General features: G+C 69.0%; 15 protein-coding genes and 5 tRNA genes. 12 read left to right on the plus strand and 8 right to left on the minus strand.

Going from position 1 to position 19,543, the window contains the following annotated elements; genetic code table 11:
- Window positions 1-158: 158 nt before the first annotated feature.
- The 7 genes from LDO11_RS04095 to LDO11_RS04125 all read right to left on the minus strand — a co-directional run bounded on the left by LDO11_RS04095 (window position 159) and on the right by LDO11_RS04125 (window position 10,091).
- A complete protein-coding gene (locus tag LDO11_RS04095) occupies window positions 159-1,943 on the minus strand; it encodes an acyl-CoA dehydrogenase C-terminal domain-containing protein (protein ID WP_232140459.1) in 1,785 nt (594 codons plus the stop codon).
- A gap of 39 nt (window positions 1,944-1,982) precedes the next feature.
- On the minus strand, window positions 1,983-2,453 hold the full coding sequence (locus tag LDO11_RS04100; protein ID WP_232140460.1) for an LEA/WHy family protein: 471 nt from the start codon (window positions 2,451-2,453) through the stop codon (window positions 1,983-1,985).
- Window positions 2,454-2,508: 55 nt separating this feature from the next.
- Entirely contained in the window at window positions 2,509-4,020 is a 1,512-nt protein-coding gene (gene ppx / locus LDO11_RS04105) for an exopolyphosphatase (RefSeq protein ID WP_232140662.1), read from the minus strand.
- Window positions 4,021-4,165: 145 nt separating this feature from the next.
- Window positions 4,166-6,241, minus strand: a complete 2,076-nt coding sequence (ppk1, locus tag LDO11_RS04110; RefSeq protein ID WP_232140663.1) for a polyphosphate kinase 1 — start codon at window positions 6,239-6,241, stop codon at window positions 4,166-4,168.
- Window positions 6,242-6,275: 34 nt separating this feature from the next.
- Window positions 6,276-7,640, minus strand: a complete 1,365-nt coding sequence (gene phoR / locus LDO11_RS04115) for a phosphate regulon sensor histidine kinase PhoR (RefSeq protein WP_232140461.1) — start codon at window positions 7,638-7,640, stop codon at window positions 6,276-6,278.
- Window positions 7,641-7,685: 45 nt separating this feature from the next.
- Window positions 7,686-8,375 carry a phosphate regulon transcriptional regulator PhoB gene (phoB, locus tag LDO11_RS04120; RefSeq protein WP_232140462.1) on the minus strand — a complete coding sequence of 230 codons (690 nt, stop codon included), beginning with the start codon at window positions 8,373-8,375 and terminating at the stop codon, window positions 7,686-7,688.
- 69 nt (window positions 8,376-8,444) lie between these two features.
- On the minus strand, window positions 8,445-10,091 hold the full coding sequence (locus tag LDO11_RS04125; protein ID WP_232140463.1) for a M48 family metalloprotease: 1,647 nt from the start codon (window positions 10,089-10,091) through the stop codon (window positions 8,445-8,447).
- A 142-nt stretch (window positions 10,092-10,233) separates the two neighbouring features.
- Between LDO11_RS04125 and grxC the strand changes: the two genes are divergently transcribed.
- The 4 genes from grxC to LDO11_RS04145 all read left to right on the plus strand — a co-directional run bounded on the left by grxC (window position 10,234) and on the right by LDO11_RS04145 (window position 13,721).
- Window positions 10,234-10,536 carry a glutaredoxin 3 gene (grxC, locus tag LDO11_RS04130; RefSeq protein WP_435574608.1) on the plus strand — a complete coding sequence of 101 codons (303 nt, stop codon included), beginning with the start codon at window positions 10,234-10,236 and terminating at the stop codon, window positions 10,534-10,536.
- Window positions 10,537-10,592: 56 nt separating this feature from the next.
- On the plus strand, window positions 10,593-10,928 hold the full coding sequence (locus tag LDO11_RS04135; RefSeq protein ID WP_232140665.1) for a carboxymuconolactone decarboxylase family protein: 336 nt from the start codon (window positions 10,593-10,595) through the stop codon (window positions 10,926-10,928).
- 176 nt (window positions 10,929-11,104) lie between these two features.
- Window positions 11,105-12,112, plus strand: coding sequence for an isocitrate dehydrogenase (locus LDO11_RS04140; RefSeq protein ID WP_232140464.1), 1,008 nt, complete (start codon window positions 11,105-11,107; stop codon window positions 12,110-12,112).
- A 247-nt stretch (window positions 12,113-12,359) separates the two neighbouring features.
- Window positions 12,360-13,721 (plus strand): Na+/H+ antiporter NhaC family protein, encoded by a 1,362-nt coding sequence (locus LDO11_RS04145; RefSeq protein WP_232140465.1) that lies wholly within the window; start codon window positions 12,360-12,362, stop codon window positions 13,719-13,721.
- Window positions 13,722-13,799: 78 nt separating this feature from the next.
- Here the strand turns inward: LDO11_RS04145 and LDO11_RS04150 are convergent, their stop codons facing one another.
- On the minus strand, window positions 13,800-14,561 hold the full coding sequence (locus LDO11_RS04150) for a Bax inhibitor-1/YccA family protein (protein WP_232140666.1): 762 nt from the start codon (window positions 14,559-14,561) through the stop codon (window positions 13,800-13,802).
- A gap of 180 nt (window positions 14,562-14,741) precedes the next feature.
- Here LDO11_RS04150 and LDO11_RS04155 point away from each other — a divergent pair.
- The 8 genes from LDO11_RS04155 (at window position 14,742) to clpX (ending at window position 19,346) form a co-directional block, all read left to right on the plus strand.
- Window positions 14,742-14,818, plus strand: a tRNA-Pro gene (locus LDO11_RS04155).
- A gap of 32 nt (window positions 14,819-14,850) precedes the next feature.
- Window positions 14,851-14,927, plus strand: a tRNA-Arg gene (locus LDO11_RS04160).
- 70 nt (window positions 14,928-14,997) lie between these two features.
- Window positions 14,998-15,074, plus strand: a tRNA-His gene (locus tag LDO11_RS04165).
- Window positions 15,075-15,146: 72 nt separating this feature from the next.
- Window positions 15,147-15,222: transfer RNA gene (locus LDO11_RS04170), tRNA-Lys, on the plus strand.
- A gap of 172 nt (window positions 15,223-15,394) precedes the next feature.
- A tRNA-Leu gene (locus tag LDO11_RS04175) sits at window positions 15,395-15,479 on the plus strand.
- Between the two features lie 386 nt (window positions 15,480-15,865).
- On the plus strand, window positions 15,866-17,173 hold the full coding sequence (gene tig, locus LDO11_RS04180; protein ID WP_232140466.1) for a trigger factor: 1,308 nt from the start codon (window positions 15,866-15,868) through the stop codon (window positions 17,171-17,173).
- Between the two features lie 91 nt (window positions 17,174-17,264).
- Window positions 17,265-17,891, plus strand: a complete 627-nt coding sequence (gene clpP / locus LDO11_RS04185) for an ATP-dependent Clp endopeptidase proteolytic subunit ClpP (RefSeq protein WP_129136397.1) — start codon at window positions 17,265-17,267, stop codon at window positions 17,889-17,891.
- A gap of 168 nt (window positions 17,892-18,059) precedes the next feature.
- Window positions 18,060-19,346: an ATP-dependent Clp protease ATP-binding subunit ClpX gene (clpX, locus tag LDO11_RS04190; protein ID WP_129136396.1), complete on the plus strand. Its 1,287-nt coding sequence runs from the start codon at window positions 18,060-18,062 to the stop codon at window positions 19,344-19,346.
- Window positions 19,347-19,543: the final 197 nt, after the last annotated feature.

Genomic DNA, 19,543 nt, shown 5'->3' on the forward strand with positions numbered 1-19,543 from the left:
ACTCCGGCCGCTGGCCGGGGTGGATCAAACGGAGCGGCGCTCTGTCGTCCCTCATCGGGAAAACAGCTTATACCCGATGGATGACGGATTGGATATGCCGGTGTTGGCGCCCGCTGCGCCCGCACGCCTGCTGCATGCAGGGTGCGGGCGGCGACCGGTCAGAACGCCTCGTCGGGCAGCGCCATCAGGGTGGCGGCGCCGGCGTCGATCGCGGCGCGGTGGGCCAGCGTGCGCGGCAGGATCCGCGCGAAGTAGAACCGCGCGGTTTCCCGCTTGGCGGCCTTGAAGTCCAGGGACTGCGTGGAGGCGTCCGCCGCGGCGACGCTGCGTGCCCACCAGTAGGCGAGGGCGACATAGCCCGAATAGAACAGGTAGTCGACGCTGGCAGCGCCGATCTCGTCGGGACTGGCCTGCGCGCGCGCGGCGATGTCCTGGCTGAGCGCGGCCCAGTCCCGTGCGTGCTGGCGCAGCGGTGCGATGAATTCCTGCAGCGCCGGGTCATCGCCGTGCGTGCGGCAGAACGATTCGATCATGCCGAGGAACGCGCGCAGCCCCTCGCCCTTGAGCTGCAGCAGCTTGCGGCCCACCAGGTCGAGCGCCTGGATGCCGGTGGTGCCCTCGTAGAGGGTGGTGATGCGCGCATCCCGCGCCAGCTGTTCCATGCCGTGCTCGCGGATGTAGCCATGGCCACCGAAGCACTGCAGCGCATGGTAGGTGCACTCCACGCCCCACTCGGTCAGGCAGCCCTTGACGATGGGCGTGAGGAAGTCGACCAGCGCCGCGGCTTCCTTGCGCTCGGCCTCGTCCGGCGCGCAGGCCATGACGTCGACCAGCGAGACCGCGTGGTAGCCGAGCAGGCGGCCGCCTTCGACCAGCGCGCGGCAGGTCAGCAGCATGCGCCGCACATCCGGTTGCACGACGATCGGGTCGGCGGCCTTGTCCGGGTAACGTGCGCCGCCCGGCGCGCGTGACTGCAGGCGCTCGCGCGCATAGCGGTTGGCGTTCTGCAGGGCGCGGTCGGAAAGCCCCAGGCCCTGCAGGCCAACTGCGAGGCGCGCGGTGTTCATCATGGTGAACATCGCCATCAGCCCGCGGTTCGGCTCGCCAACGAGATAGCCCTCGGCGTCGTCGAAGTTGATCACGCAGGTGGCCGAGCCGTGGATGCCCATCTTGTGTTCGATGGCACCGCAGCGCACCGCATTGCGCTCGCCGATGCTGCCGTCGCGCGCCACGCGTACCTTCGGCACCACGAACAGCGAGATGCCCCTGCTGCCGGCCGGTGCATCGGGCAGCTTGGCCAGCACGAGATGCACGATGTTCCCGGTCATGTCGTGCTCGCCGGCGGTGATGAAGATCTTGGTGCCGCTGATGCCGTAGCTGCCGTCCGCGCGCGGGACCGCGCGGGTGCGGATCAGCCCGAGATCGGTGCCGCAATGCGCTTCGGTCAGGCACATCGTGCCGGTCCAGCGCCCTTCCACCAGCGGCTTCAGGAATACCTCGCGCTGCCAGTCCTCGCCGTGGTGCAGCAGCGCCTCGGTGGCCCCGTGCGAGAGCAGCGGGAAATTGCCCCAGGCGAGGTTGGCCGCGTCGATCATTTCCTTGACCGGCACGCCCAGCAGCTGCGGCAGGCCCTGGCCGCCGTATGCCGGGTCGGCGTTGAGCGCCGGCCAGCCGCCCTCGACGTACTGCTCGTAGGCCTCGCGGAAGCCAGGCGGCGTGCCGACCGCGCCGGTGGCCTTGTCGTAGCTGCAGCCGATCTCGTCGCCGACGCGGTTGAGCGGCGCCAGCACGGTGGCGGTGAAACGCGCGCCTTCCTCCAGCACCGCGTCGACGATGTCGCGGGTGGCCTCGGTGTAGCCCAGCCGGGCCAGCAGTGCCTCGGCACCGAGCACGTCGTGGAGGGCGAAGCGGATGTCGGTCAAAGGCGGCTGGTACTGGCTCATGGGGGGACTCGTCGGGAAAGGGGGGCAGGGAAGCCGGCGTCAGCGCAGCACGCCGGGGAGGCCGGGTGCGGGCGTCAGCGATCCCGGACGGCGCACGCGGTACTCACGCGCGCCGCCGCGGTCGGCCGGGGCCGCGGTGATGGTGCCTTCCAGCACATAGGACACGCCGCGGCCGGCAGCCAGCGCATCGGCAATCGCCAACCGCGCCGGCGCCGATGGCACCAGCTCGAGCGTCTTGATGTCGACGCTCTCGCCACCGATCTGCAGTGCAGGGGCGGCCTCCAGCGTGCCGGCGGCGGTCCCGGCAATGGCGAGGTCGAGCCTCAGCCCTTCGAAGCGCATGGGAATGCTGCTGTAGTTCTGCAGGCGCAGCTCGATCGACCAGTTGCCGTCCTCGCCCACGGTGAGCTGCTGGATGCTGGCGGTGGGTTCGGAGATACGCCGCACCTGGCCGCCACCGCAGGCGGCAAGCAACAGCAGGCAGGCGGACAGGACGAACAGACGCTTCATGCCGGACTCCAGGAGATACCGTCCCGGATGGTAGCAAGCACCGCGACGCGGCTGGTCAGCCGGCGGTCGACACCCGCAACCGCAGTCCCAGCGCGTGCAGCTCGCCTTCCTCGCCATCGAGATCGGCACGCAGCAGCGGCCGTGCCTCCAGCCATTCGCGGTCGAGGACGAGGGTGAGCGTCTCGCCGGACACGAGCGCGTCCAGGCGTGGGATGGTGTGCTTCTCGTGGCCACGGTGCAGCAGCACCGACACCCGCAGCAGCAGGCTCAGCCTGCGCGCCGACCCCAGCAGGCGGTCGGGCAGGGCGTCGAATGCCGAGCGCGGAATCCTGCGCCGGTGGCTGCGCACCATCGCGGCGAGGAACTGCTGCTCCTGGCGCGAGAAACCGGCGATGTCGGAATGCTCGATGACGTACGCGCCGTGCACGTGGTAGCCGCTGTGGGCGATGGTGAGCCCGAGCTCGTGCAGGCGCGCGGCCCAGGCCAGCATCAGCAGGTCGTCGCCCGACAGCGACCAGTCGCGCGCCACCTGGTCGAACAGGCGCACGGCGGTCTGTTCCACGCGGGTGGCCTGCGCGGTGTCGATGCCGTAGCGCTGCATGATGTTGCGGATCGAGAACTCGCGCGGATCGTCGTCGCCACCGCGACCGAGCATGTCGAACAGCACGCCCTCGCGCATCGCCGCCTTGCTCACCGCCATGCGCGTGAGCCCGAGGCTGTTGAACGCCGCCTCCAGCACCAGCAGGCCGCCGGCGATGATCGGCCGGCGGTCGTCGGACAGCCCGGGCAGGTCGATCTGGTCGATGTGGGTGGCCTGCAGCAGGCGGTCGCGCAGCGGCGGCAACGCCTCCGCCAGCACCGCGCCCTTGGTGAGCTTCATGGCCGCACAGAGTTCGCCGATCGCCTTGTTGGTGCCGGATGCGCCGAGCGCCTCGTGCCAGCCCAGTGCCCGGTAGGCATTGGCGAACTGCTGGAATTCCGCCTCGATCTCGGTCAGCGCATCGCGCCAGCGACGCCGCGACAGCCGGCCGTTCGGAAAGAAGCGCTGGGTGCTGGAGATGCAGCCCACCTGCAGGCTCTCGCGCTCGATGGTCTCGAAGCCTTCGCCGATGATGAATTCCGTCGAGCCGCCGCCGATGTCGATCACCAGCCGCCGGTGCCCCGGCTTCGGCGGCTGCGCATGGGCTACCCCCAGATAGATCAGGCGCGCCTCCTCGCGGCCGGAAACCACTTCGATCGCATGACCGAGCGCGGCTTCCGCCGGCGCGAGGAACGCGTGCGGCGCGGCCAGTCTGCGCACGGCGTTGGTGGCAAGCGCACGCACGCGGGTGGGTGGGATGTCACGGATGCGCTGGCCGAAGCGCGACAGGCACTCCAGCGCGCGCTCCCGCACTTCCGCACGCAGGCCGCCCTTGCCGTCGAGGCCCTCGCCCATGCGCACGGTTTCGCGCAGGCGGTCGACGATGCGCAGCTGGCCCATCGTGTAGCGCGCCACCACCATGTGGTAGCTGTTGGAACCGAGGTCGATCGCGGCCAGCATGTCGCCGTCGGCCAGCGGCGGGGTCATCGTTTCGGCCAGGGCGAGCGTCTGTGCTGGGCTCATCGTGCTGTGCGCAGGTGCGATGCCGCGGGGCGCGCAGTGTAACCCGCACGCCGCGCACGCCAGGCGGCCATGACCGGCGTCGCATGCAGCGCGCGCAGCATGCGTTGGATCAGCCGTTGATACGTGCCAGCAGCCATGCCTGCGCCGAATGCGGCATCTCGTCGCCCTCGGGCTCCAGCCGGCGGTAGCTGCCGTCGGCCTGCAGCTCCCAGGCATGGGTGTTGTCGGCGAGATAGTTGTCGATGACTTCCTCGCGCACCCGCGCGGCGATCGCCGGGTCCAGGAACGGGAAACAGGTCTCGACCCGATGCAGCAGGTTGCGCTCCAGCCAGTCCGCGCTGGCGCCGAACAGTTCCGGCCTGCCGTCGTTGGCGAACCAGTACACGCGGTGGTGTTCGAGGAATCGCCCGACCACCGACAGCACGCGGATATTGTCGGATACGCTTTCCACGCCGGGACGCAGGGTGCAGACGCCACGCACGAACAGGTCGATGCGCACGCCGGCCTGCGAGGCGCGGTAGAGCGCGCGGATCACGCCGGGCTCGTTGATGGCGTTCATCTTGGCCACGATGCGCGCCGGCCGGCCGGCACGCGCGTTGTCGGCCTCGCGGTCGATGCGCTCGATGACGCCGCGGTGCAGGGTGAAAGGCGACTGCAACAGATGCTGGAGCTGGATCGCCGGCGCCAGCCCGGACAGCTGCTGGAAGATCTGGTGGACATCCGAGCCGATCGCCGGGTCGGCGGTGATCAGGCCGAGGTCGGTATAGCCGCGCGCGGTGCCGGAGTGGTAGTTGCCGGTACCCAGGTGCACGTAGCGGCGCAGCTTGCGGCCCTCGCGGCGCACGATCAGCAGCATCTTGGCGTGGGTCTTGTAGCCGACCACGCCGTACACCACCTGCACGCCGGCCTCCTGCAGGCGGTCGGCCACGCCGAGGTTGGCGTCCTCGTCGAAGCGCGCGCGCAGTTCCACCACCACGGTGACGTCCTTGCCGTTGCGCGCGGCCTGCACCAGGTGCTCGACGATCGCCGAGTCCTTGCCGGTGCGGTAGAGCGTCTGCTTGATCGCCAGCACGTTGGGGTCTTCGGCGGCCTGCTTGATCAGCTCCAGCACCGGCGTGAATGCATCGAACGGGTGGTGCAGCAGGATGTCGCCGTCGTCGACGCGCTCGAAGATCTCGTCGATCCCGCGCAGCTGGCGCGGCTGGAACGGCGGAAACTTGAGGTCGGGGCGTTGCACCAGGTCGTAGATCTGGATGACGCGGTTGAGATTGACCGGCCCGTCGATGCGGTACACCGCGTTGTCGGGCAGGTCGAAGTTCTTCAGCAGAGTGGCGACGATGGGCTTGGGGCAGTTGCCGGCGATCTCCAGCCGCATCGCGCGCAGGTAACCGCGCCCGGCGAGCTCGTCGCGCAGCGCCAGCGCCAGGTTCTCGACCTCCTGTTCGTCGACCAGCAGTTCGGAGTTGCGGGTGACACGGAACTGGTAGGCGCCCTTGACCTCCATGCCCGGGAACAGTTCGTCGACGAATTCCGACAGCACCGCCGACAGGAACACGAAGTCGGACTCGCCACCCGAGACCCGCTCCGGCAACTGGATGATGCGCGGCAGCGAACGCGGAGCGCGCACGATGGCGAGGTGTCCACTGCGCCCGAACGCGTCCTTGCCCTTGAGCACGACCACCACGTTGAGCGACTTGTTGAGGATCTTCGGGAACGGATGCGCCGGATCCAGCCCCAGCGGCGACAGCACCGGCATGATCTCGTTGCGGAAGTAGGCACGCAGCCAGCGCTTCTGCCGTGCGTTCCACCTGTCACGACCGAAGATCCGCACCCCGGCCTCGCCCAGCGCCGGGCGCAGCACGTTGTTCCAGCATGCGTACTGCGCGGCCACCAGTTCGGCCGCGCGGTCGTGGATGCGGCGCAGCACCGTCGCTGGCGCAAGGCCATCCGGCGCGCTCTGCACCGAGTAGTCCTGCGCATGGCGCACGGTGGCGGCGCGGATCTCGAAGAACTCGTCAAGGTTGGTGCAGGAGATGCACAGGAAGCGCAGCCGCTCCAGCAGCGGGATCGATTCGTCCTGCGCCTGTGCCAGCACCCGGAAGTTGAAGTCCAGCTGCGAGAGTTCGCGGTTGAAGTACAGCGCCGGGTCGGCCAGCGGGTCGTCGGCACTCGCGCCTTCGGACATCGCCAGTGGCTGTCCGCGCACGATGCTCCGGCGCTCAGCGTGCGCGGTCGGCCGGGATGCGCGCTTGTTCACGCGGGGCTCCATCGTTGAAGGGATCTCGCGACGAATGTACGCGGTCAGGGGGGAAATGGCAGGCGAAGACGCTGCCGCGCCCGACCTCGCTCTGCACCTCCAGCCGTGCCTGGTGCAGCTGCAGCACGTGCTTGACGATGGCAAGCCCGAGGCCGGTGCCGCCAAGTTCGCGCGAGCGGCTGGTGGACACCCGGTAGAAGCGCTCGGTGAGCCGCGGCAGGTGCGCGGCGGGGATGCCATAGCCGCTGTCGCGTACCGACAGCACGGCACCGCCGTCCTCGCTGCGGGAAAGTTCGATGTCGATGCGGCCGCCGGCCGGGGTATAGCGCACCGCGTTGGAGACGAGATTCGAGAACGCGCTGTGCAGTTCCTTGATCGACCCCCACAGGTCGACGCCGGCGCGGTTCTCGACATGGATCGCGTGGCGGCCCTTGCCCAGCGCCTCTGCCTCGCGGCGCAGGGTGGCCAGCAGCGATTCCATCGGCACGTTCTCGTCGGACACGGTGTCCTGCGCCTCGAGCCGTGACAGGGTCAACAGGTCTTCCACCAGCTGGGTCATGCGCTGCGACTGCGCGCGCATCTCGGCCAGGATCGGCGCCCAGTCGGGCTGTTCGTCGGGTTCGAGCATGTCGAGATAGCCGTGGATCACCGTCAACGGCGTGCGCAGCTCGTGCGACACGTTGGCGACGAAGTCGCGGCGTACCTGCTCGAGCCGCATCAGCTTGCTGACGTCGCGCGCCACCAGCAGCCACAGGTTCTCCGAGTAGGGGATCAGCCGCAGGCTCAGGCGGACGTCGGCATCCGTGGGCGAGGGCGCATCCAGCAGCGGCTCGGCATGACGGCCGCTGGCCAGCCAGTGGGCGATGGGCAGCGGTTGCAGGCGCTCGCCGACCGGCGCCTCGAGGTCGCCCGGGTACTGCAGGCCCAGCAGCCCGGTTGCGGCCTCGTTGAACCACTGCACGCGCTGGCTGTTGCGGTCCAGCACCACCACCGCGTCGGGCAGCGCCGCCGCGGCGGCCCGGTAGGCACGCAGAATCTCCACCAGCCGGCGTTTGCGGTTGCGGGTGTCATCCTGGTACTGGTGCAGCAGGCGGTCGAGTTCGTTCCACGCCCCGGCGCCCTGCGCGGCGGGCAGGTGCCGCCGCGACTGCAGGCGCAGCAGCAGGCGACGCAGGCGCAGCTGCTGCCAGGCCGCGATGCCGAGTGCGGCCAGCGCCAGCGCGGCCCAGGGGTGGCCTGCCAGCAGGCCGATGGCCAGGGCGGTCGCAAGGACCAGTCCCTGGCGGCCCAGCGTACGGCCCCAGCCGGCGGCGAGTCGCGGTGGCATGCGCTCAGTGCGGACGCGGGGATGGTGCGGCGGGCACGGTCGCGATCACATCGATGCCGAGAAACGGTAGCCGGCACCGCGCACGGTCTGCACCATGCCGTCGAGTTCGAACGGTTCCAGCGTCTTGCGCAGGCGGCGGATATGCACGTCCACCGTGCGTTCCTCGACGTATACGCTGCCGCCCCAGACATGGTCGAGCAGCTGCGCGCGCGAGTACACGCGCTCGGCATGGGTCATGAAGAAGTGCAGCAGGCGGTATTCGGTCGGGCCGATGGTGACCGGCACGTCGCCGGCGAACACCCGGTGGGCGGCGCCGTCGATGCGCAGATTGCCGATCTGCACGCTGCCGTCCTCGTCGTCATCGCGCGAGCGGCGCATCACCGCGCGGATACGTGCCAGCAGCTCGCGGGCGGAGAACGGCTTGACCACGTAGTCGTCGACGCCGGCTTCCAGCCCGCCGACACGGTCGTTCTCCTCGCCACGGGCGGTGAGCATGATGATCGGCACCTCGCGGGTGAGCTCCTCGCGGCGCCAGCGGCGGGCGAGTTCCAGCCCGCTGGTGCCCGGCAGCATCCAGTCCAGCAGGATCAGGTCGGGCACGCGGTCGGCGATGGCGCTCTGCGCCTCGCGGGCGTCGCCCGCATGGGCCGGTTCGAACTCGCCCTTGCGCAGGGCGAAGGCCACCATGTCGCGGATGGCGGGTTCGTCGTCGACGATCAGGATGCGTTTCTGCACGGTGGGGTCCCGGCCGGATTTACCGCATTAGACGACAGATTCATGACACCGGCATGACATCGTCATGGGTCAGCGGCGGCGCAGATCCTCGTCGCGCACGCCCTGGCGGCGCAGTTCCAGCACGGTGGGGGTGATGGCGGCGATGCGCGCATCGATACGGGCGCGCGCGTAGTAGTCGAGGTCGTCGCGCTTCTTCAGCGTGTTGAGCTGCACCAGTGCCTGCTCGGCGCGGCCACCGAGGAATGCGGCTTCCGCATGGGCCTCGCCGGCGCGCACCGGGTCGCCGGCGATCTCGCTGACGCGGGCGAAGGTGCGCTGGAAGGTCGGGTCGTCGGCGGCGCTGCGCAGCAACGGGCGCAGCAGCTCCTGCGCGCGCCGGCCGGCGGCGGGGGTGTTGCGCTCGGCGAGCAGCCCGGCATAGGTCAGCACCGTGGCGCGGTGGTTGGGCATGCGTTCGAGCAGGGCGTCGAAGCGGCGGTCGCCTTCGACCACGCGCCCGGAGCGCACCTCGGCCTCGGCCAGCGAGACCCCCAGCCAGAGGTCGCCGGGATATTCCTCGAGGAGTTCCGCGAAGCGCGTGGCCGCCACCGCGTAGTCGCCGCTGAGCAGCCGCGCCAATGCGAGGCCGTAACGCTGGTCGTCGGCCAGGAGCCCGTTGCGGCGCATCGCCTCGTACTCGCGGATCGCCGCGGCAGGGGTTTCCGCGCTGAGCACGCGCATGCGCTCGCGCGTCCAGCCGAACACCACCGGGTCGCCACCGCCCGGGGCCGCGGCGCCCGCGGGAAGCCTGAGCGAGGCCGGCAGCAGCGGGTTGCGGGTGCCGGTGCCGACGTTGCCGAGCGGGCTGCCGGCAATGATGCGTTCGGTGCGCCTGCCCTCCGGCGTGGTCGCGGTGCCGACGATCGCCCCGGACTCGCGTGCGATCTGCTCCGCGCGCTGGCGGGCTTCGCTGATGCGGGTGGTGGTGACCGGGTGGGTGCGCAGGTAGTCGGGCAGGCGTTCGCGGTCGCCGCCCTGGTTGGTGCGTGACATCGCCTGCATGCGTTCGAACATGCTGGCCATGCCGGAAACGTCGTAGCCGGCGCGCGCCAGCGTGCGGATGCCCAGGCGGTCGGCCTCGGACTCGTTGGAGCGGGTGTAGTCGATCTGGCGCTGGATCGCCCAGCCCTGCGCACCCGCCAGTGCCGCCATCGCCGCCTCGCCGGAGCTGTCGCTGTCGGAGCCCGCGGCGACGGCGATCGCACCCAGCATCGCCAGCAGGATCGGCACGCTGTCGCGCTGCGCACGTTCCGCGCCACGCAGCACGTGGTTCTGGGTGACGTGGGCGACCTCGTGGGCGAGCACCGCCGCCACTTCGTCTTCCGTCTGCGCGGCCAGCACCAGCCCCACGTTGAGGCCGATATGCCCGCCCAGGGTGGCGAATGCGTTGACCGAGCGGTCGCGCATCACGAAGAAGGTGAACGACTGTTGCGGCTGATCGCTGGCCGAGGCCAGCCGTGCGCCGGTGCCGCGCAGCCAGTCGTTGACCAGCGGATCCTCGAGCACCATGTCGTAGTGGCGCAGCTGCGCCAGCAGCATCTGTCCGTACTCGGCCTGCTGCGCCGGGCTCAGCACCGTGCCGGCGGACGACCCGATATCCGGCAGGCGCTCCTGCGCGGCGCCGTGGGAGACGGAAAGACCAAGGACGAGGAGGGCGGCAGTCAGGACATTGCGCATGCGGGGCATCGTAACCGGCGCTTCCGGGCTTGGAGGGAGGGTGCGCGGCGGGGGTGAATCCGCGGTTAATCGGGCCGGCAATGCGGTTGCCCGCACCGGGTCCGCGCTGGAAAAGCCGGTGGGCCGCGCACACACTGTGACCATCCTTGCGCCTGCAAGTTTCCGGAGCTTCGATGTGAGTTCGCCCGAGATCACCCTCTACACCAGCGCGATGTGCGGTTACTGCGTGGCCGCCAAGACCTTTCTCAAGAGCAAGGGGCTCGAGTGGACGGAAGTCCGCATCGACCTGGATGCGGATGCGCGCCAGCGCATGGTGGAGACCACGCGCCGCACCAGCGTGCCGCAGATCTTCATCGGCCAGACCCATGTCGGCGGCTACGACGACATGATGGCGCTGCACCGTGCCGGCAAGCTGGAGCCGCTGCTGGCCGGTGACGCGTCGTGAGCGCAGGTGGCGACGAGGCAGACCGCATCGCGGCCTTCACCGCGTTCCGCAAGCGCATGAACGAGCGCATCCTCGCCGAGCCCAACCAGGTGGTGCGGCGGTTCTTCGCGCTCGACACCCAGACCTACCAGGCCGGCGCGCTCGACGTGAAGACCAAGGAACTGCTGGGGCTGGTGGCCTCGCTGGTCCTGCGCTGCGACGACTGCATCAGCTACCACGTGGCGCAGTGCCGGGAAGCCGGCGTGACGCGCGACGAGATGTTCGAGACGTTCTCGGTCGGGCTGGTGGTCGGCGGCTCGATCGTGATCCCGCACCTGCGCCGCGCGGTCGACTTCCTCGATCAGCTGGAACAGGGCGACGCCACATCCCCGGCCGCCCACGACCACGGCTGAGGCGGATCGGTTCCGCGGCAGCCCGCGCCCGGTGACCTGCCCGGGCGTGTTGCCGCCATTGGCCCGCGCAATGGCGCGCCGGCCGGGCCATACGGGCCGGCATGGCATAATGACGCGCTTACTTCAGTCCCCGGCGCCGCGTCCGCGCAGCGCCCGCTTGCATGGAAATCCCCCACATGACCCAGACGATCACGGTCATCCGCGGCGACGGTATCGGCCCGGAGATCATGGATGCCACGCTCCACGTCCTCGACGCGATGAGCCTCGGCCTGCGCTATGAAGACGCCGATGCCGGCCTCGTCGCGCTGGAAAAGCACGGCGAACTGCTGCCGGCCGCCACGCTCGAGTCCATCCAGCGCAACCGCATCGCGCTCAAGAGCCCGCTGGCCACCCCGGTCGGCGGTGGCTTCAGCTCGATCAACGTCGAGCTGCGGCGCAAGTTCGACCTCTACGCCAACGTGCGCCCGGCAACCTCGTTCCCGAACACCCGCTCGCGCTTCACCGACGGCGTCGACCTGATCACCATCCGCGAGAACACCGAAGGCTCGTACATCAGCGAAGGCCAGGAAGTGTCGGCCGATGGCGAGACCGCGGTGTCGATCACCCGCATCACCCGCAAGGGCTCGGACCGCATCGTGCGCTACGCCTTCGAGCTGGCGCGCAAGACCGGCCGCAGGAAGGTCACGATCGTCCACAAGGCCAACATCCTCAAGAGCACCTCGGGCCTGTTCCTGAAGGTTGCCCGCGAGGTGGCGGCGGAATATCCCGACATCGAGGCCAACGAGATGATCGTGGACAACTGCTGCATGCAGCTGGTGATGCGCCCCGAGCAGTTCGACATCATCGTGACCACCAACCTGTTCGGCGACATCATTTCCGACCTCTGCGCCGGTCTGGTCGGCGGCCTCGGCCTGGCGCCGGGCGCCAACATCGGTGCCGAAGCGGCGATCTTCGAGGCGGTGCACGGCACCGCGCCGGACATCGCCGGGCAGGGCAAGGCCAACCCCTGCGCGCTGCTGCTGGGCGCGGCGCAGATGCTCGACCACCTCGGCAAGCCGGAGGAGGCCACGCGCCTTCGCAATGCCATCGTCGCCACGCTCGCCGCCGGCGATTCGCTGACCCCCGACCTCGGCGGCAGCGGCAATACCATGGCGTTTGCCCGGGCGATTGCCGGTCGGCTCTGAGCCACCCGCCGCTGCGCCTGCGCGGCGGTGGGACGGGCGCGCTGTGGCGCGTGTCGCCACGCCGCCGTCGCACGGAGAGGGTGCAGGATCGGCACCCGGTGACCGACCCGCGCGACATCGCTGATCCGACGCCCACCCCGCACGACCGGGGTGGGCGTCCTGTTTGCGGCATCGAGTATCCCGGCCGTATGCATGACGTGGCCGCGGCGACCACGCAGAATCGCCGATTGCCCACGCAGCCCCCGCCATGACGCCAACCGTGCAGGACGCCCCCGAGGCGCCCGTCCAGCCCAGCGCGCTGGCCTTGAGCCCGCTGCTGCTGTTCCTCGCGTTGTTCTTCGGGGCGGGGCTGTACTTCACCGCGCAGGGCGAAGCGATGGGCTTCTACCAGCTGCGCGCGCCGGTCGCGATCCTGCCCGCCCTGGCCCTGGCCGCATGGCTTGCCTGGCGCGCGGGCCAGCGGCCGGCCGCGATCCTGCTGCGTGGCATGGGCGATCCCAACATCGTGCTGATGTGCCTGATCTTCCTGCTTGCCGGCGCATTCGCCCATGTCTCGAGCGCGATCGGGGCGGTCGATGCGGTGGTGGCGCTGGGCATCGGCGCGCTGCCGGCGGCGCTGCTGCTGCCCGGGCTGTTCGTGCTTGCCGCCTTCATCTCGCTGGCCATCGGCACCTCGATGGGCACGATCGCGGCGGTGGTGCCGATCGCGATCGGCGTGGCGGATGCCGCCGGCCTCGACCGCGCGCTGGTGGTCGGTACGGTGATCGGCGGTGCGATGTGCGGCGACAACCTGTCGATCATCTCCGACACCACCATCGCCTCCACCCGCACCCAGGGTGCGCAGATGCGCGACAAGTTCCGCGAGAACTTCAGGATCGCGCTGCCGGCGGCGCTGGCGACCATCGCGTTGCTGCTGGTGCTGGGCGAATCGGCACCGGTGCAGTCCATCGAGGGGGCGTCGCCCTGGCTGGCGCTGCCCTATGTGCTGGTGCTGGTGCTGGCGCTGTGCGGACTCGACGTGCTGCTGGTGCTCGGCATCGGCCTGGTCCTGGCCGGGGGCTTCGGCATCGCGCTGGGCGACGGCTACGACCTGGTGCAACTGGCCGGGGATGTGTGGATCGGCTTCGAGGGGATGACGGAGATCCTGCTGCTGTCACTGCTGATCGGCGGCCTCGGCGCGCTGATGCAGGCGGGCGGCGGGCTGGAGTGGTTGGCGCGGGCGATCGCGCGCTTCGCCCGCGGGCATCGCGGCAAGCGCACCGGTGAACTCAGCATCGCGGCGCTGTCGGCCACCGCCGACGTGTTCACCGCCAACAACACCGTCGCGATCCTGGTCAGTGGCAGCGTGGCGCGCGACATCGCCGTGCGCCACGGCATCAGCCCGCGGCGCTCGGCGAGCGTGCTCGACATCTTCGCCTGCGTGGCACAGGGAGTGATCCCGTACGGCGCGCAGATCCTGCTGGCGGCGTCGCTTGCGGCGGTCTCGCCACTCGCCCTGGCCGGCAGCGTGTACTACTGCTGGATCCTCGCGGCGGTGGCCCTGGGTTTCATCCTGTGGCCATCACGCCGGGAACGCGCGCCGCAGCGGGCGGGGCAGCCGCGCGGTTGATGGGCTGCAGCGCCGCACCCACCGTGCGGGCATGAAAAAGGGCGCCGCAGCGCCCTTTCCATTCCCGGCGGCAGAGGGTCAGTCGCGACCCTGCAGCTTCGCCAGCAGGCGCAGGAATTCCACGTACAGCCACACCAGCGTCACCATCAGGCCGAACGCGCCGTACCACTCCATGTATTTCGGCGCGCCCTGCTCGGCGCCGGTTTCGATGAAGTCGAAGTCCAGCACCAGGTTCAGCGCCGCGATCACCACCACGAACAGGCTGAAGCCGATACCGACGATGCCCGACTCGTGGATCATCGGGATCTGGATGCCGAAGAAGCCCAGCACGATCGTCGCCAGGTACACTATCGCGATGCCGCCGGTGGCGGCGACCACGCCGAGCTTGAAGTTCTCGGTGGCGCGCACCAGCCCGCTGCGGTAGGCGAACAGCATCGCGAACAGGGTGCCGAAGGTCAGCAGCACCGCCTGCATCACGATGCCTTCGTAGTAGGCATTGAACAGCGCCGAGATCGCGCCGAGGAAGAAGCCCTCCACCAGCGCGTAGAGCGGGGCCGTCACCGGTGCCCAGGTCTTCTTGAAAATGGTGACCATGGCGATGACGAAACCGCCGATCGCGCCGCCCCAGGCATAGATGCCGAAGCCGGGTGCGGGCTGGCCATCGGCGCCGACAGCCTGGCTCCAGGCGAAGGCCGCGGTGAGCACGGTCAGTAGCAGGAGGAAGCCGGTCTTGTTGACCGTGCCATTGATGGTCATCGTGTCGCCGTCGCGCGAGACGACGGTGCCGCTGCCGAGGTCGAGGAAGGTCGACTCCTTCAGGGCGGGATTGGCGCTGCGCATGGTGGTCCCCTGTACGGTCTGATTGCCTGCGCCGAGGATAGCAGCCCCTTTCATGACCCTGCCGTGGACGCAGCGCGGTGCAAACAAAGTGCGGCGGAGAATTGACACCGGCGCCTGCGCTCACGACAATGACCGCCCCTCGCGCCCCAGGTGTGACGGGTCGAAACCGTACGACGTCGGCGGGGTATAGCGCAGTCTGGTAGCGCGCCTGCTTTGGGAGCAGGATGTCGGGGGTTCGAATCCCTCTACCCCGACCATCCGGCAACGCACGACGTACGCTTCGGTCAGAGCGCCCGTAGCTCAACCGGATAGAGCACCGGCCTTCTAAGCCGGTGGTTGCAGGTTCGAGTCCTGCCGGGCGCGCCAGCCCGGCATCGGTCGGAAAAGCGCACCGTGGCGGGTGCGGGTCCAGGACGGGCCGGTTCGCGTTTCAATGGTGGCTGTAGCTCAGTTGGTTAGAGTACTGGATTGTGATTCCAGTGGTCGGGGGTTCGAATCCCCTCAGCCACCCCATCTTTCGCGGCAATCGGCATCACAACGATTGCCCACTGCGCACAGTGCCTGTACACTGCGCGCCCGCTTCACGGGCCGTTAGCTCAGTTGGTAGAGCAGCTGACTCTTAATCAGTAGGTCCAAGGTTCGAATCCTTGACGGCCCACCATGAAGTCCCAGACGCCCGGCTTGCCGGGCGTTCTGCTTTGCGCGCGCGGATGTCTCCAGGTCACCCCTGGTCCTGCCGGCGTTGCGCGGAACGCGCCATCCGGCCGGCGGGACGGCAGTGGTTCGCGGCCGGATGGCAGCCTCGCGCCGCCTGCGCGATAGAATGGCGCCGCGCGGAAGTGGCGGAATTGGTAGACGCACCAGATTTAGGTTCTGACGCCGCGAGGCGTGGGGGTTCGAGTCCCCCCTTCCGCACCAGCCCTGCAGTCCGAGCCCCGTCCAGGTGTGCGAGGGCATCCGCATCATCGGGATCCAGCTGGCGTCGCCACCTTGCGACCATCGCGCGCCTGCGGCCGGAATGGCAGCAGCGGCATGCCGGTGCGACCCGGGACCTCTCTGCGGATGCTCCCCCCCGTCCGCACACACGGCCCCGTCCGGCGGCATGCACGTGCGGCTCCACGCCCCGGGTTCAGGCCGCACCCGGCAGCGCGTGCGCTGCTGGTGGCGGTCACCCCCGGAATCCGCCAAAATATCGCGTTCTGCTTCTCCGGCGCCGCATCCGCGGATGCGCCAGTGCCCGGGTCGCCACCTATAACCGTCTTTGAGAATCGCTCGCGGCATCGGCCGCGACCCCAGGAGTGGATATGCAAGTTTCGGTCGAGTCCGTTGGCAACCTCGAGCGTCGGATGACCTTCCGGCTCCCGGCAGAGAATCTTGAAAGCAACGTCGGTGGGCGCCTGCGCGAGATCGCGCGCACGACCCGCATCAAGGGTTTCCGCCCGGGCAAGGTGCCGGCCAAGGTCATCGAGCAGCGCTTCGGCCAGCAGGTCCGCGCCGAGGTGCTCGACCGCATGCTGCGCGAGGGCTTCGACCAGGCGGTGCGTGACAACGAACTGCGCATTGCCGGCCAACCGCGCATCGAGCCGCAGTCCGAGGGTGGTGACGAGTTCGCGTACGTCGCGACCTTCGAGGTGGTGCCGGACTTCGGCGACCTCGACATGTCGCGCCTCAACGTCGTGCGCCACACCGCCGAGGTCACCGACGAGGACATCGAGCGGATGATCGAGAACCTGCGCCTGCAGCGCCGCAGCTGGACGGTGGTCACGCGTCCGGCCCAGTCCGGCGATGCGGTCGACCTCAAGACCTGGTCGCAGGTCGGCGAGGACCGCATGCCCGCCGAAGGCAGCGAGGACGGTACCGCCGTGCTCGGTGGTGGCGGCATGCTGCCGGAACTCGAGGCCGCGCTGGAAGGCATGTCGGCAGGTGACGAGAAGACCGTGGACGTCGAGTTCCCGGCCGACTGGCGCGTGCCGCAGCTGGCCGGGCAGAAGGCGCAGGTGCACCTGTCGGTGCAGCGCGTCTCCGAGCCGGTGCTGCCGGAGGTCGACACGGCGTTCATCCGCAGCTTCGGCGTCAAGGCCGGCACCGAGGAGGCCTTCCGCACCGAGATCCGCACCAACCTCGAGCGCGAGCTCAAGGGTGCGCTGATGAACCGGCTGCGCCGCGAGGTGGGCGAGCAGCTCACCACGACCTGGGCCGACGTCGAACTGCCGCCGAAGCTGGTCGAGAGCGAGGCACGTGCGATGGTCGCGCAGACCGTCGAGCAGGCACGTCGCCAGGGTCGCAACGTGGGCGAGGTCCCGGCCGATGCCCACCAGGGCTACATGGAGGCGGCGCGCAAGCGCGTGCTGATGGGCCTGCTGGTCGGCGAGGTGGCGCGCATCAACAAGCTGCAGCTCGACCCCAAGCGCCTGAACGAGACCCTGCGCCTGATCGCCTCGACCTACGAGGAGCCGGAGCAGGTCATTGAGTTGTACCGCAACGACCCCCAGCTGATGTCGGGACTGCAGAACCGGGTGATGGAGGAGCAGGTGATCGACTGGATCGCCGAGCGCGCCCAGCACACCGAGCAGAAGATCGGCTTCCAGGACGCGATCTCGCAGCAGGCCTGACCCGGCCGCCCCGTGCCCGCGGGCAGCAATGCGACGTAACGGACGCCCGCGCACCACTGCGCGGGCGCCACACCAGCAGGAGTTCCAGCGCGTGAACCAAGTGACCAAAGCCCTCAACCTGGTGCCGATGGTGGTCGAGCAGACCAGCCGCGGCGAGCGCGCCTACGACATCTATTCGCGCCTGCTCAAGGAGCGGATCATCTTCCTCGTCGGCCCGATCGACGACCACGTCGCCAACGTGGTGGTGGCGCAGATGCTGTTCCTCGAGGCCGAGAATCCCGAGAAGGACATCAGCCTGTACATCAACTCGCCGGGTGGCGTGGTCACGGCCGGCTTGGCCATCTACGACACCATGCAGTTCATCAAGCCCGACGTCAGCACCATGTGCATCGGCCAGGCGGCCAGTGCCGGTTCCATGCTGCTGATGGCCGGTGCCAAGGGCAAGCGCTACGCACTGCCCAACTCGCGCGTCATGATCCACCAGCCGTCCGGCGGCGCGCAGGGCCAGGCCACCGACATCGAAATCCACGCACGCGAGATCCTCTATCTGCGCCAGCGCCTCAACCAGCTGTATGCCGACCACACCGGCCAGCCGATCGAGCAGATCGAGCGCGACATGGAGCGTGACCGCTTCCTCAGCGCAGAGGGCGCGAAGGAGTACGGCATGATCGACGAGGTGCTCCAGCGTCGTCCCGACGAGTCGATCCAGCCGTCCTGAACCGTTTGCCACGCAGCCGCGGCGATGCCGCGGCCACATGCGGTAACTTGCTGATGCCGCTTGCGTTTCCATCCCCGCGGAAGGCGCGAACGCGCCCCGCGGCCGCTATGCTATTCTCGGTCCGTCTCTCCGCTCCGGCGGACCGTTTCATCTGGTAAACCGAAGCACATGAGCAAAGACGCCCAGGGCCGTTCCGGCGACAGCAACAAGATCCTGTACTGCTCGTTCTGCGGGAAAAGCCAGCATGAGGTCCGCAAGCTGATCGCGGGCCCGAGCGTGTTCATCTGCGATGAATGCGTCGAACTCTGCAACGACATCATCCGCGAGGAACTCGAGGAAAAGGCCCAGTCGGCACGCAGCTCGCTGCCCAAGCCGAAGGAGATCCTCGAGGTCCTGGACCAGTACGTGATCGGACAGAACCGCGCCAAGCGCACGCTGGCCGTCGCGGTCTACAACCATTACAAGCGCATCGAGAGCCGGCAGAAGAACGACGACGTCGAGCTGGCGAAGTCCAACATCCTGCTGGTCGGGCCGACCGGTTCGGGCAAGACGCTGCTGGCCGAAACGCTGGCGCGCCTGCTCAACGTGCCGTTCACCATGGCCGATGCCACCACGCTCACCGAAGCCGGTTATGTCGGTGAGGACGTGGAGAACATCATCCAGAAGCTGCTGCAGAAGTGCGACTACGACGTCGAGAAGGCGCAGCAGGGCATCGTGTACATCGACGAGATCGACAAGATCTCGCGCAAGAGCGAGAACCCGTCGATCACCCGCGACGTGTCCGGCGAGGGCGTGCAGCAGGCGCTGCTCAAGCTTATCGAGGGTACGATGGCGAGCGTGCCGCCGCAGGGCGGGCGCAAGCATCCGCAACAGGAGTTCCTGCAGGTCGATACCGGCAACATCCTGTTCATCGTCGGTGGCGCGTTCGCGGGGCTGGAGAAGATCATCCAGCAGCGCAGCGCCGATGGCGGCGGCATCGGCTTCTCGGCCAAGGTCAAGAGCAGCGAGCGCAAGGCAGACACCGGCAAGGTGCTGGCCGACGTCGAGCCCGAGGACCTGATCAAGTTCGGCCTGATCCCGGAGTTCGTCGGCCGCCTGCCGGTGGTGGCGACCCTCGAGGAGCTCGACGAGCCGGCGCTGGTGCAGATCCTCACCGAGCCCAGGAACGCCATCACCAAGCAGTTCAGGCGCCTGTTCGAGATGGAGGGGGTCGAGCTCGAGTTCCGCGAGGATGCGCTTGCCGCGATCGCCCGCAAGGCGATCAAGCGCAAGACCGGCGCCCGCGGGCTGCGCACGATCGTCGAATCGGTGCTGCTCGACACCATGTACGACCTGCCGTCGCTGGAGAACGTCAGCAAGGTGGTGGTCGACGAGTCGGTGATCGAGCACAGGTCCGAGCCGTACCTGATCTACCAGGCGCCGCCGGCGCCGCCGAAGGTCGCCGCCGGGGAGTAGATCCCCGTCCGCGGCAGGCCCGGTCCGGTGCCCGCGCTCCCTTCGAGCGCGGGCATTTTCGTTGCAGGCGACGGATGCCGGGGAGTGGATGACCCCATCCGGAATGGCATGCAGCGTCCGCTTGCAAGCACCTCGCGCCAGCCCCATAACGGAAGCCAGTTGCCGGGCGATCCTGCCCGGCCGATCCTCCCGGAGTC

The organism is Alterluteimonas muca, from assembly GCF_021191595.1.
Taxonomy (GTDB): Bacteria; Pseudomonadota; Gammaproteobacteria; order Xanthomonadales; family Xanthomonadaceae; genus Luteimonas; species Luteimonas muca.